The organism is Staphylococcus sp. EG-SA-18, from assembly GCF_017151825.1.
GTDB classification, from domain to species: domain Bacteria; phylum Bacillota; class Bacilli; order Staphylococcales; family Staphylococcaceae; genus Staphylococcus; species Staphylococcus aureus.
In genome coordinates this window covers 1-13370 of sequence record NZ_JACYVY010000055.1, presented here as the reverse complement: position 1 = coordinate 13370, position 13370 = coordinate 1, and the positions used below count along the sequence as shown (strand labels likewise).

General features: G+C 31.7%; 11 protein-coding genes and 1 pseudogene. 8 read left to right on the top strand and 4 right to left on the bottom strand.

Annotated elements, in window-relative coordinates; all coding sequences use genetic code 11:
* Positions 1-104 precede the first annotated feature (104 nt).
* A complete protein-coding gene (locus IDG66_RS11295; RefSeq protein WP_000429673.1) occupies positions 105-1484 on the top strand; it encodes an amino acid permease in 1380 nt (459 codons plus the stop codon).
* 386 nt (positions 1485-1870) lie between these two features.
* On the opposite strand, the gene rpiRc is transcribed toward IDG66_RS11295, so the two are convergent.
* Both rpiRc and IDG66_RS11285 read right to left on the bottom strand, forming a co-directional pair.
* Entirely contained in the window at positions 1871-2743 is an 873-nt protein-coding gene (rpiRc, locus tag IDG66_RS11290) for a pentose phosphate pathway transcriptional regulator RpiRC (RefSeq protein WP_000073195.1), read from the bottom strand.
* Between the two features lie 444 nt (positions 2744-3187).
* The gene (locus tag IDG66_RS11285) at positions 3188-3517 is read right to left on the bottom strand and encodes a hypothetical protein (RefSeq protein ID WP_000606723.1); all 330 of its coding nucleotides are present in this window, start codon (positions 3515-3517) and stop codon (positions 3188-3190) included.
* Between the two features lie 48 nt (positions 3518-3565).
* Here IDG66_RS11285 and sdpB point away from each other — a divergent pair, with 48 nt between their 5' ends.
* Complete coding sequence (gene sdpB, locus IDG66_RS11280; protein WP_000426696.1) at positions 3566-4303, top strand: CPBP family intramembrane glutamic endopeptidase SdpB; 738 nt, start codon at positions 3566-3568, stop codon at positions 4301-4303.
* A gap of 90 nt (positions 4304-4393) precedes the next feature.
* Here sdpB and IDG66_RS11275 read toward each other — a convergent pair.
* Positions 4394-4753 (bottom strand): annotated as a pseudogene (locus IDG66_RS11275) (transposase); the annotation flags it as partial.
* 196 nt (positions 4754-4949) lie between these two features.
* On the bottom strand, positions 4950-5642 hold the full coding sequence (locus tag IDG66_RS11270; protein ID WP_001030125.1) for a helix-turn-helix transcriptional regulator: 693 nt from the start codon (positions 5640-5642) through the stop codon (positions 4950-4952).
* A gap of 384 nt (positions 5643-6026) precedes the next feature.
* Between IDG66_RS11270 and IDG66_RS11265 the strand changes: the two genes are divergently transcribed.
* The 6 genes from IDG66_RS11265 (at position 6027) to IDG66_RS11240 (ending at position 13192) form a co-directional block, all read left to right on the top strand.
* Positions 6027-6824 (top strand): inositol monophosphatase family protein, encoded by a 798-nt coding sequence (locus IDG66_RS11265; RefSeq protein ID WP_000130461.1) that lies wholly within the window; start codon positions 6027-6029, stop codon positions 6822-6824.
* Positions 6825-6956: 132 nt separating this feature from the next.
* The gene (locus tag IDG66_RS11260; protein ID WP_000831055.1) at positions 6957-7904 is read left to right on the top strand and encodes an LCP family glycopolymer transferase; all 948 of its coding nucleotides are present in this window, start codon (positions 6957-6959) and stop codon (positions 7902-7904) included.
* 601 nt (positions 7905-8505) lie between these two features.
* The gene (gene fdhF, locus IDG66_RS11255) at positions 8506-11460 is read left to right on the top strand and encodes a formate dehydrogenase subunit alpha (protein ID WP_001155278.1); all 2955 of its coding nucleotides are present in this window, start codon (positions 8506-8508) and stop codon (positions 11458-11460) included.
* Positions 11460-11933, top strand: a complete 474-nt coding sequence (locus IDG66_RS11250) for a helical membrane plugin domain-containing protein (RefSeq protein WP_000840811.1) — start codon at positions 11460-11462, stop codon at positions 11931-11933. Before fdhF ends, IDG66_RS11250 begins: the two co-directional genes overlap by 1 nt.
* Positions 11934-12160: 227 nt before the next feature.
* On the top strand, positions 12161-12394 hold the full coding sequence (locus IDG66_RS11245) for a hypothetical protein (protein ID WP_000921246.1): 234 nt from the start codon (positions 12161-12163) through the stop codon (positions 12392-12394).
* Positions 12395-12415: 21 nt separating this feature from the next.
* On the top strand, positions 12416-13192 hold the full coding sequence (locus IDG66_RS11240; RefSeq protein WP_000739224.1) for an N-acetylglucosaminidase: 777 nt from the start codon (positions 12416-12418) through the stop codon (positions 13190-13192).
* Positions 13193-13370: the final 178 nt, after the last annotated feature.

The window sequence follows — 13370 nt, the reverse complement described above, 5'->3', positions numbered from 1 at the left end:
TATGCAAATATTAATGTACCAAAATCGATAATTTATAGTATAATTACGGCAATAAGTTTTTTTATGGATTTATTTAGTATCAATCAGAGATGGGGTAAGAAGTTATGGAGAACAATGAACTACAAAGGGGATTGAGTGCCCGTCAAATTCAAATGATTGCACTTGGTGGTACGATTGGCGTGGGGCTTTTCATGGGTGCGACAAGTACAATTAAATGGACAGGCCCATCAGTTATCCTTGCATATTTAATTGCGGGTATCTTTTTATTTTTAATCATGAGAGCAATGGGGGAAATGATTTATTTAAACCCTACAACAGGATCATTTGCAACATTTGCAAGTGATTATATACATCCTGCAGCAGGTTATATGACAGCATGGAGTAATATATTCCAATGGATTGTAGTTGGTATGAGTGAGGTCATCGCAGTAGGAGAATATATGAAGTTTTGGTTCCCGGAATTGCCAACTTGGATTCCTGGTGTTATTGCTATTTTATTATTAATGGCAGCGAATTTATTCTCGGTAAAAGCGTTTGGAGAATTTGAATTTTGGTTTGCTTTAATTAAAGTTGTAACAATTATTTTAATGATTATTGCTGGTTTTGGTCTTATTTTCTTTGGTTTTGGAAATGGTGGCCATGCGGTAGGTATTTCTAATCTATGGACAAATGGCGGATTTATGCCAAATGGTATTGTTGGTTTCTTCTTTGCATTATCAATTGTAATTGGTTCATACCAAGGTGTGGAACTGATAGGTATTACGGCAGGTGAAACTAAAGATCCTCAGAAAAATATCGTTAAAGCAGTGAATGGTGTTATCTGGAGAATTTTAATTTTCTATTTAGGTGCTATTTTTGTTATTGTTTCAGTGTATCCTTGGAATCAATTAGGAGACATTGGAAGTCCGTTTGTTGCAACATTTGCTAAAATCGGTATTACATTTGCAGCTGGATTAATTAACTTTGTTGTATTAACTGCAGCAATGTCAGGATGTAACTCAGGTATTTTCAGTGCGAGTCGTATGATTTATACACTTGCTCATAAAGGTGAAATGCCGAAAATATTTACTAAAATAATGAGAAATGGTGTACCATTGTACACTGTTATAGCAGTATCTCTTGGTATTTTAATTGGTGCTTTATTAAACGTAATTTTACCTTTATATATCGATGGAGCGAAGAGTATTTTCGTATACGTTTATAGTGCGTCTATTTTACCAGGTATGATTCCTTGGTTTATGATTTTATTCAGTCACTTACGTTTTAGAAAATTACACCCTGAAGAATTGGAAGGTCACCCATTCAAAATGCCTGGTGGCGCAGTAACTAACTATTTAACAATCTTATTCTTAATATTAGTATTGGTTGGTATGGTATTTAATGTTGAAACTAGAATATCAGTGCTAATTGGTGTCATCTTCTTAACGATTGTAACGATTTATTACTTTATTAGATATAATAAAAATAATGTAAAAGCAAAATAGTATGATTATAATGTGCGCTTATTTTATGACAAATTTGGCCCTAGCTTATTAAAGTTAAATAGCCAAAGAATGTTATGAGTAGGCGCATTTTTTTATAAATATAGCTTAAATCGAAGTTGTAGTGTGAAAAACTTATAAGTGGCAATATTATCGTTAGTTTTTACTGTGGGCTTTAAAATAAAAAATAGCATTATTAAAATAACAAACGCAATTGATATATGGAATGAATCCGTTAATCAACTGCGTTTGTTTTTAATATAAGAAATTGAATGGCCTTATCAAATCATTGGTCATATGCGTATGTTATACAAGATAAAAGACATGTAAGCTTTGAAAATGATGCATAAATTATTATATGACATGATTAAAGAATTTATATAAGACTGTTAATGTTTAAAGTTAATATTTGATAAATGTTTACGATAGTTATCTAAAGCCATTTTAGATTGTGTTATGAAATCTAATGATGCGTGATAATTTAATGCAACATAACGATAATATAAAATATCAATAGTGAACATTTGAGCAAATAATGAAGTTGTTGCTCCCATATGCATCTCATTTTCATCAGTTTTCCCATAAGTTAAAACAATATTTGATGCCTGTGCTACGGGATTATCCCTTGTACTAGTAATTGTAATTATAGGTATATGGTAGTCATCAATAACTTTAACCATTGATTGCATTTCACTTTGCGTACCATTGTTAGTAATAAGAATAACACTGTCGTTCGAATTGTGAGTTGCTAATAATGTTGCAAAAATATGTGTTTCTTGAACAAGTTGAATATTAAGACCTATTCTTGATAACTTTTGGTATAAGTCGGTAGCAACTACAAAAGATGCGCCAAAACCATATATAAAAATCGTCTCAGAACGTTTTAAACAATGACATATTTGATCAATAGTTTTATCATTTAATTCGTTATTAGCATGATTAAGTGCGCGTGTAGTACGTGTATGGAGTTTAGTTCTTAAAGATTCTGTGCTTTCGTTATTCATTAATTCAACATTGTAAATTGATGATGCTTTAGGAACATATTTAGATATATTTATTTTCAAGTCGTGAAAACCGCCATCAGTAATTTTCTTGCTGAATCGAATGACTGATGATGTACTAATATCTAATAAGCTTGCTAAGTCTTGAGACCTCATTTTAATCACCTTTTGAGGTGAATTTAGTATAAATTTAGCTATCTTTTTTTCATTTTTAGTCATATATGGATATTGACTATCTATTTCTGTTAGTACGTTTGACATATTAATCACTCCACTTTAACGCAATATATTTTATTAGCGTTGGCTATTGTTGTTTAACGCGATGGTATTTACAACTTGTAACGTAAGAGAATGAAAAATAAGCTGAATATGTTGTTTGTTTAATGATATTGAATTATAAAACTGTAAATATTTTTAAGATGTATAGATAAAAAATAGCATACTCCCATGTGCAAATAATATATCAATATATTGATATATTACCGTAAGTCATACTGTATATTCCCAATTTATACATTATGTACTCATCTATTTAAATCTTAGTAAATGTAGTTATATAAGACTAAATCTACCATCTTAATCATTATGATTATAACTCGATTAATGCATCTTTACAATTTGAAGAAACTTTTTAATTGTATAATTTATGTAATAAAGTGAATTTTAATAAATAACTTGTTTAAATGACATTTTATGAAAAATAGGTTAATGGGCAAATTTAATTGCAAATAATGCGTTAGATAGTTGTGTATGATAAAAATTAAGATATTGAATTTTGTTACCATAGTCGACTTGTCGGAGGGGACGTTTATTAAGTAGTGTTATAATTTCATAATAGGAAACTTGATTTTCGTTTATTATATATAATGTTTCAAAGCCTTTGAACTTATTCAATTCATTAGTAACTATTTGGTTAAATTTATAAATATGCGTTTGAATGTTCCAATCTGTCATTAAGGTATTATATTTAATCGTATCAATGATTTGAATCAAATTAGTAATTTGTTGTCTCATATACTTAGTTTCGTTTATCATGTAGAAGTACCTCCAAAAATCAATTATTAAACAGGAAAGGATATAACAGTGGAAAATGAAAAAAAGAAATACACGTTTAAAGATATAGCATGGAGAGATTTGCTTATAATTCCAATTATAGGTGTTATATTTTATGCACTCACAATTGCAGCTTACATAGGACCAATTTTGTTTGGTTATTATGAAATCGATAGTAATCTGATATTTGTAGCGACTATCACACAAGCTTTAGCATATACGATTGGGATTGGCGCATTTTATTTATTTCATTTAAAAGTGATGCCATCAAGGCTTCGAGCTGGTTTTGCGTATATCAAAAAATATTGGCTTAGATTGTCAATAACGTATATTATTGCTCTCATCTTAATTTATACATATGAATATATGACACAGTTTCTACCTAAACATTTGCAATATAGTGAAACAGCCAATGAACTTGAGCTAAATAAAATGTTTGAAGTGCCTGCATTTTTACCTGTAGCATTCTTATTAATTGTGATTGTAGGTCCAATAGTTGAAGAAATCGTATTTAGACATATTTTAATTGGAGAATTAGGTAAGAAGTTTAATTTTATAGCTATGAGTATTGTTTCGGTGTTCTTATTTGCATTTATTCATGTGACTGATGCAAAGTCGCCGTTTGAGTTTGGTCCATATCTCATACTATCCATCATATTAGTTTTCACTTATTTAAAATCTGGAAGAAACCTAGGTTCAACAATTGCATTACATATAGCAAATAATTTTGTTTCTTTCGTTATATCAGTAATAAGTATTTATGCGTAGATAAAGAGGTCGGGACATTAAGTTTTTAGGCAATGAAAAAAGCTGATTTCTATTAATTATTTGATAGAAATCAGCTTTTTTGATATGCATTTTATTATGAAACTGAATAAATAAAGATTCAATTAGCGCATCAGTATTAGGATTCACTCTAAAAAGATTAATAGTTTTATAAGAAGGTGTTTGATCTTGAGCTAACCACATCATTCGAATACTGTTATGAAGTAATTTTTCTATTCTACGGCCAGAAAATTCAGATTGAGTATATGAATATGAGGTGATTTTTAACATCATTTTTAGATGATAGGATGTTGCGCCACGATGATGTCTGAATTCATCGAATTCGCTATCAGCTATCTTTTTAACAATTTCATTAACATATCGCGAAATATCATTTTGAGGAATTCTAACAGCAGTTTCTATTGGTAGTGTAAGTTGGGCAAAGTGTTTTATTTTTTTAAGTATTTCAAAGTAAAATTACATGTTAATACGTAGTATTAATGGCGAGACTCCTGAGGGAGCAGTGCCAGTCGAAGACCAAGGCTGAGACGGCACCCTAGGAAAGCGAAGCCATTCAATACGAAGTATTGTATAAATAGAGAACAGCAGCAAGATATTTTCTAATTGAAAATCATCTTACTGCTGTTTTTTAGGAATCGATGGGGTTTAAAAATTGATGATAGTTATCAATGGATATGTCTCTGGTTTGAATCGTCTTACCGAATGAATACGAAATATCTATAATATTTTCAATTTCAAGTTCGGCAGTTTTGTCTTGAGCAATGTCATAAATGACTGCATGCCAATGTCCATGTTTACACAAAAGGCCAATAAATATAACGTTTTCAGCTTTAATATTATCATCAACCCTATGATCTACTAACATCACATTTCGTTCTGTACAATAAATTAAAATGTCGGAAAACAGCATTGGGAGTGTCATATGTTGTGTGTCATCAAATTTAATATAAAAGTCCATGCGTTTAAGCAATTTTCTTAAGCGTGTTTGTGGAAGACTTAAACATTGTTTTATAATTGCGTTGATTTCGCTTTTATATGGTAATGTCGAGTACGACTGACTTTCATTAAGCACTAAAAATAAGGCCGATAATTGTGTTTCAGATAAGTTTAATGCAATTTTAGATTGTGCTTGTTGTATTTGGTAACCACCATTTTTCCCATAATGCGCATAAATTTTAACACCTTGATTTTCTAAATCATCAATATCTCTTAAAATTGTGCGTTTGGATACGTTGCAATATTTAGCTAATTCTAAAGCGGTCATTTTTTTATTTTGTTGAATTGCAGTAATTATTAAATTTTGCCTTTCAGCTTTATTCATGACAGCCACCTCCTAAAAGATGATATATTACACAAAGTATAACATAAGAGTGACAATGAGGACATTTTCAATATCTTTTAAAAAAAATCGTAAAAATTTTGTGGAAAACGCTTACATTTTAAAAAAGATTGTGCTATGATATTACTTGTAACAGGGGGAGCGATTAAACAAAGGGGTAGAGCTATATAACAGATAGCTTTTAATCGTTCAAGTTACATCACAACATCTTCAATATTTATTACTTACTTTCCTTTCTATTTGTCGGCTAGCACGTGACTAGCCGATTTTTTTATGCATAAAATGAAGAAGTCTTCAGTTGTATTGTTGATTCTTTTAATATAGGGTAATAATAAAATGATAATGATATGAGAAGTGGTGGACGAAATGACAGATAAAACATTACAGCAAATAGATAAGTTAATATGTTCGTGGTTGAAACAAATAGACAATGTTATTCCGCAATTAATTATGGAAATGACTACAGAAACTAAGCGTCATCGATTTGATTTAGTTACAAATGTAGATAAACAGATTCAACAACAATTTCAACAATTTTTAGCAACATATTTTCCGGAACACCAACTATTAGCGGAAGAAAAAAGTAATGCAATGATTACGAATGAAATTAATCATTTATGGATTATGGATCCCATTGATGGAACTGCCAATTTAGTAAAACAGCAAGAAGATTATTGTATTATATTGGCGTATTTTTATGAAGGTAAACCAATGTTATCGTACGTATATGATTATCCGCATAAAAAGCTTTATAAAGCAATACGAGGAGAAGGTGCTTTTTGTAATGGAATTAAGATGGAAGAACCACCATCGTTAAAATTGGAAGACGCTATTATATCGTTTAATGCACAAGTGATGAATCTAGATACGGTGCAAGATTTATTTGACGCCTCATTTAGTTATCGTTTAGTTGGTGCTTGCGGATTAGATTCTATGCGAGTGGCAAAAGGTCAATTTGGGGCACATATTAATACAAATCCTAAACCTTGGGACATTGCTGCACAGTTTTTATTTGCAGAACTATTGAATCTAAAAATGACGACTTTAGATGGTAAGGCAATTGATCATTTAAAGGGTGCACCTTTTATTATAAGTAATAAAGCATGTCATGAAACGGTACTTAAAATTTTAAATGCAAATGGTGGTTATCAAAAATACAGATAGATATTCTCTAGAGATAAAAAATGATAAAAAATAGTTATACGTCTACAGAAGTATAGTAAAAAAATTATTTTACTATATAATAAATAGAGAAAACAGACAAAGTATGTAAGGAATAGTAAAGGAGTGGTGGGATTGAAACGTTCGTCTAAAAGTAAAATGAGCCTACCGAAAAAAATATTTTTATGGGTATTCGGTATTTTAGTAATCTTAGCGATTGTAGCTGTTGTGTATGTAGCTGCTAAAATTTTTATTACTGGTAATAAGATACACAATCCGTTAGATCGCAATCATTCAGAATTAAGAGATAAAAAAGTGAGTTTAAACGATGGTGATCCATTCACAATCGCTTTATTTGGTGTCGATTCAGATGCTGATCGTAAGAAAAAGGGTGGCGGAGAGCGTAGTGATAGTATTATGATTTTATCTATCAACCCTAAAACGAAGAAAACTGAAATAGTAAGTATACCGCGTGATACAAGAGCGGAAATTGTTGGCCGTGGTACTACTGAAAAAATTGCACATGCCTATGCATATGGTGGACCAAATATGGCTGTTAAATCACTTGAAAAATTAATGAATGTGCCAATTGATCATTATGCGACAATCGATATGGATGGTTTGCATAATATGATAGATAGCATCGGCGGTGTTGATGTAGTAAGTAATGATACATTCACTGTTGATGGTGTTCGTTTTACAAAAGGACAGCAGACACATGTAAATGGTGATCAAGCATTGAAGTTTATTAGAAGTCGTAAAGAAGAAGGTGCTGGTGGTGACTTTGGTCGACAACAACGTCAGCAAATTGTACTTGAAGCGATGGCTAATAAGATTGCAAGTCCATCATCGATTACACATTTTAATAGTCTAATGAATGAAATTCAAAATAATGTTAAAACAGATTTAACATTAGGTGATTTGAATACGATTAGAAGCAATTATAAAGATGCTAATGACACGATTAATAAACATCAATTGAGTGGTCAAGGCGGCATTCAAAGTGACGGATTGTACTACTTCATTCCTAGTGAGCAGTCAAAAGCTGAAAGTACTAAGTTATTAAAAGATAATCTAGAGTAGTAAACTAAGGGAAAATAAGTTATCAAAATTGTACACAAATTAATTAGATAGAATGATCTGTAAATAGAATAACGAATAGAACTAATAGCCCGTAAATAGAAGGTGATAACACTTTGTATTTATGGGCTATTTTATTTAATGCCTGATTTGATTTTTATAAATTAATCCATTACAAATTTAATTTAAAGATAAATCTTACCTTCTAAATGATAGTAGATATTTATCAAACTTGGGTTATTAATTTTCAGAAAAAGGGTATTTATAAATAGTATAACGATTTTTAGGTGAGGTGATTATTAAATATTGTCATTAATAAGGTTGTGAAAGATATGGCAAAAAGCGTGAAACAGATAATTGGAAAACTAATAATGATAATTATTTTCAATTAAACAAAAAGATGATTTAATTTCGCGCAAAATATTTCAAATAAAAATGATTGTAAAAAGGCAAAATACAAAATTTCACTTAACAACTAGTACATAAAGTAATACAATTAAATTAATTCTATCTGAAAGATGTGTGGGGCATCGTTATTTTAGGTGGATATGAGCAATTTATTAAAAGTCATTTACGGAAAATATATATAGACGGGGTGAGTAATATGCAAGAACATTTGGTGGTTACACTTGATGGAAAAGATTATCTTGTAGAACCAGGTACGAATTTACTTGAATTTATTAAATCACAAGATACTTTTGTACCTTCAATTTGTTATAACGAGTCGATGGGACCAATTCAAACATGTGATACATGTACTGTTGAAATTGACGGTAAAATTGAACGTTCATGTAGTACGGTGATTGATCGTCCAATGACTGTAAATACTGTGAACAATGATGTGAAAGATGCTCAAAAAGAAGCGCTTGATCGAATTTTAGAAAAGCATATGCTGTATTGTACAGTATGTGATTATAATAATGGTGATTGTGAAATTCATAATACGATGGATGCATGGGGGCTTCAGCATCAAACGTATGAATATAAAGAGAAGCCATACGAAAAAGATTACGGCCCATTTTATCGTTATGATCCAAATCAATGTATCTTATGTGGGCGTTGTGTAGAAGCATGTCAAGATATCGAAGTGAATGAAACTATTAGAATTGATTGGGATCGTGAACATCCACGTGTTATTTGGGATAATGATGTACCGATTAATGAGTCTTCATGTGTATCTTGTGGTCAATGTGCGACGGTATGTCCATGTAATGCCATGATGGAAGTGAATATGGAAGGTAATGCGGGTTATATGACTGATACGGAACCTGGTTCATTAGCAGCAATGATTGATTTAACTAAAAAAGCAGAACCTGGTTATGGTCCACTATTTGCAATCTCAGATTCAGAAGCAGAAATGCGTAAAGAGCGTATTAAGAAAACTAAAACAGTGTGTACTTATTGTGGTGTGGGTTGTTCATTTGAAGTTTGGACTAAAGATAGAGAAATTTTAAAAGTACAACCATCACATGATTCTCCAGCAAATAAAATTGCGACTTGTGTTAAAGGTAAGTTTTCATGGGGACATATTAATTCAGATCAACGATTAACTAAACCACTAGTAAGGAAAAATGGTGAGTTCCATGAAGTAGAATGGGATGAAGCTTTAAATGTCATTGCAGATAATTTTACATCTATTAAAGAAAAGTATGGCCCAGATGCACTATCATTCATTTCTTCTTCTAAAGCGACGAATGAAGAATCGTATTTAATGCAAAAATTAGCAAGACAAGTTATTGGAACAAATAACGTTGATAACTGTTCAAGATATTGCCAAGCACCTGCAACAAAAGGCTTATTTAGAACGGTTGGACACGGCGGTGACTCAGGTAGTATTGAAGATCTAGAAAAAGCGGCAATGTCTGTATTGATAGGTACCAATACAGCCGAAGCACACCCAGTTATTGCATCACGCATGAAACGTGCTCAAAAATTATTTGGACAAAAAATACATGTGTTTGATATTAGAAAACATGAAATGGCTGAACGTGCGGATCGTTTTTATCAACCGAAACCAGGTACGGATTTAGCGTGGTTAAGCGCAGTGACTAAGTATATTATTGATCATGATTTACACGATAAAGCATTTATTGATGAGTGGGTAGATGATTTTGATGAATATTACAAATCATTAGAAACATTTACAATGGCTTTTGCTGAAGAAGCAACAGGTATTCCTGAATCAGAATTGATTAAATTTGCTGAAGAATGTGCTAAAGCTGAATCTGTTGTAATTTGTTGGGCAATGGGTATTACACAACAAGACATTGGTAGTGACTCAAGTACAGCGATTTCAAACTTATTATTAGTAACAGGTAATTATCGTCGTCCTGGTACTGGTGCGTATCCATTACGTGGACATAATAATGTTCAAGGATGTAGTGATATGGGAAGTATGCCTGATAAGATTACTGGTTATCAAAGTATTGAAGCGGATGATATTCGCGCTAAATTTGAAAAAGAATATGGCGTTAAATTGAATCCAAAAGCTGGTAAAGATAATCATGAAATGGTAGAAGGTATACATGACGGAGAAGTACACTCATTGTACTTATATGGTGAAGATACGGGTATTGTAGATTCAAATATTAATTTTGTACAAGCTGCGTTTGAAAAATTAGATTTCATGGTAGTCCAAGATGAATTTTTAACATTCACAGCAACATACGCAGATGTTGTATTGCCAGCAAGTCCTTCACTTGAAAAAGACGGTACTTTTACAAATACCGAACGTCGTATTCAACGTTTATACCAAGCATTAGAACCTCTTGGTGATTCAAAACCTGACTGGAAAATTTTCCAAGCAATTGCTAATAGATTAGGATTTGATTGGAATTACAAGCATCCTAGTGAAATTATGGATGAAGTAGCACGCTTAACACCTCTATATGCTGGGGTAAGTTATGATCGTTTAGAAGGATTCAATAGTTTACAATGGCCAGTACAACCTGATGGTACTGATGAGCCTATTCTATACTTAGAAGGATTCAATTTTGATAATGGTAAAGCAAAATTATTCCCATTATCATTTGATAATTACTTTAAGCAAGATGAAATTTATGATATTCATGTAAACAATGGTCGATTGTTAGAGCACTTCCATGAAGGTAATATGACTTATCAAACACCAATGATTAAATACAAAGTGCCACGTGCATTTGTTGAAATTTCTCCAGAGCTTGCTGAAGATAGAGGCATTCATGAAGGTGCAGAAGTTAAGCTGATTTCTGAAACAGGAGAAGCGGTATTACAAGTTCACGTGACAGATCGTGTTAAAGGTAAAGAAATCTATATTCCATTAAATAATGATGCGATGGAAAATGGAGATCTAGGTGCAATTAACTTATTAACTAATAGTGATGTTGATCAATACACGGATACACCATCTTATAAACGTACTAGCTGTCGTTTGGAGGTAATTACGAAACGTGGTAAGTCACCGTTGAACCCTAATAATTTCCGTGTCAATAAAAAACGTCATCCGCAGTACAGTGTTCAAGTACAGAAAAAATGGGAACGTTCAGATTATGTTTTCCCGGGAAATCAGGTGGATAAATAATGGCTGAGAGAATATCTTCTAAAATTAGACGCTTAGAAAAATCAGAAGAACAAATTAAGTTAGAAAGTTTAAATGAAGTTACAGAGGCAATTGCAGCGAATAAAGATAGTATATTAAAAGCAATCAAGCTTATTAAAACATTAGATGATGCAAAACTATTAGATGCTTTAAATGGTGCAATTCGAGGACGTCAAGTCATCATAAATAAATTTGCAGTTGAACTTAATAAAGATATTTATACAGGGCTATTATCTAATATGGCTTCAATGGTATTTTTATTAGGTGAACTCAATGTATCAGATTTAAGCGACTTCCTAAATAAAGTTAATAAAGGATTACACGTTGCCAATCAAGCGAGTCCAAATGCTAAGACAACTATAAGAAGTCTATTGGGCGTATTGAAAGATGACGACATGAACCGTAGTTTAACATACATGCTTAATATGCTAAAAGGTATGTCTCGAGAAGAATAACATTACAATGAAAAAGTGTTTCTACATGCAAGCAGTGTAGGAGCACTTTTTTTAATTTTTGTAAAAATTAAAAAGGGTGTTTTTGATGGAATAAATGAATAATATTGAAAAACAAAAAAATCACGTGCTATTGTGAATCAATCATCGACAGGCCTATGAAACATCATGTATTATTATGATTATGTAAGTTATTTAAATAAAAAGGGTGAGTGCATATTAATTCGAGAATGTTAAAAACGTCAGCTGTAATTTCTAATACATTATTAGTCATAGGTTTAGTCTGTCTATTTATGATGAAATTAGTGTTAGCTATTACTTTTTTTGCTGTTTCATTATCAATTAGTCTAGTTGTCTTTAATATGATGTTCAGAGATAGAACAACGATGAAAGTAATCGTTAACGCTTCTTTTTTAATCGTAATATTAGCGATTGTAGTGGCATATTTTTTATTGTCTAAGTAAGAAAAATGAGGTTTTGTCTATATGAAGAAGAATTTCAAGTTACGCATTTCAACGCTACTATTGATAGTTATTTTAGTTGTTTTTGCTGTATTACTCATCGTGAATGAAACTAAATTGTTTAAAAATGATGTGAATTACTCTTTTGATGAGGCTGTTTCAATGCAACAAGGGAAAGGTATTGTACAGACAAAAGAAGAGGATGGTAAATTTGTTGAAGCAAATAATAATGAAATTGCTAAAGCAATGACTATTTCACATAAAGACAATGATATGAAGTATATGGATATCACAGAAAAAGTGCCAATGTCGGAATCTGAAGTTAACCAATTGCTAAAAGGTAAGGGGATTTTAGAAAATCGAGGGAAAGTTTTTCTAGAAGCTCAAGAAAAATATGAGGTTAATGTCATTTATCTTGTTAGCCATGCATTAGTAGAAACAGGTAACGGCAAATCAGAATTAGCAAAAGGCATTAAAGATGGAAAAAAACGCTATTACAACTTTTTTGGTATAGGAGCATTCGATAGTAGTGCTGTTCGTAGTGGGAAAAGTTATGCTGAAAAGGAACAATGGACATCACCAGATAAGGCGATTATTGGTGGTGCAAAGTTCATTCGTAATGAATATTTTGAAAACAATCAACTGAATTTATATCAAATGCGATGGAATCCAGAAAATCCTGCGCAACATCAATATGCGAGTGACATTCGCTGGGCAGATAAAATTGCCAAATTAATGGATAAATCCTATAAGCAGTTTGGTATAAAGAAAGATGATATTAGACAAACATATTATAAATAAGACATCGGTGCTTAAAGGAGCTGGAACAATTTATTGTTTCGAGCTCCTTTAGCACATTCTGAGTGTGTTAGTTAAATGGATTTTAACCTAACAAAAAACGCGGGAGTGGGACAGAAATGATAAAGAGCCACTAATGATTTATTATGTAGTGGTTCTTACACATTAGCCACAGCTAATG

What these genes read in the sequence shown, in the direction of transcription:
- IDG66_RS11295 (WP_000429673.1), top strand. Translation starts at nt 105, where the DNA reads ATGGAGAACAATGAACTACAAAGGGGATTGAGTGCCCGTCAAATTCAA.
- rpiRc (WP_000073195.1), bottom strand. Translation starts at nt 2,743, where the DNA reads ATGTCAAACGTACTAACAGAAATAGATAGTCAATATCCATATATGACT.
- IDG66_RS11285 (WP_000606723.1), bottom strand. Translation starts at nt 3,517, where the DNA reads ATGATAAACGAAACTAAGTATATGAGACAACAAATTACTAATTTGATT.
- IDG66_RS11270 (WP_001030125.1), bottom strand. Translation starts at nt 5,642, where the DNA reads ATGAATAAAGCTGAAAGGCAAAATTTAATAATTACTGCAATTCAACAA.
- IDG66_RS11265 (WP_000130461.1), top strand. Translation starts at nt 6,027, where the DNA reads ATGACAGATAAAACATTACAGCAAATAGATAAGTTAATATGTTCGTGG.
- fdhF (WP_001155278.1), top strand. Translation starts at nt 8,506, where the DNA reads ATGCAAGAACATTTGGTGGTTACACTTGATGGAAAAGATTATCTTGTA.
- IDG66_RS11250 (WP_000840811.1), top strand. Translation starts at nt 11,460, where the DNA reads ATGGCTGAGAGAATATCTTCTAAAATTAGACGCTTAGAAAAATCAGAA.
- IDG66_RS11245 (WP_000921246.1), top strand. Translation starts at nt 12,161, where the DNA reads ATGTTAAAAACGTCAGCTGTAATTTCTAATACATTATTAGTCATAGGT.
- IDG66_RS11240 (WP_000739224.1), top strand. Translation starts at nt 12,416, where the DNA reads ATGAAGAAGAATTTCAAGTTACGCATTTCAACGCTACTATTGATAGTT.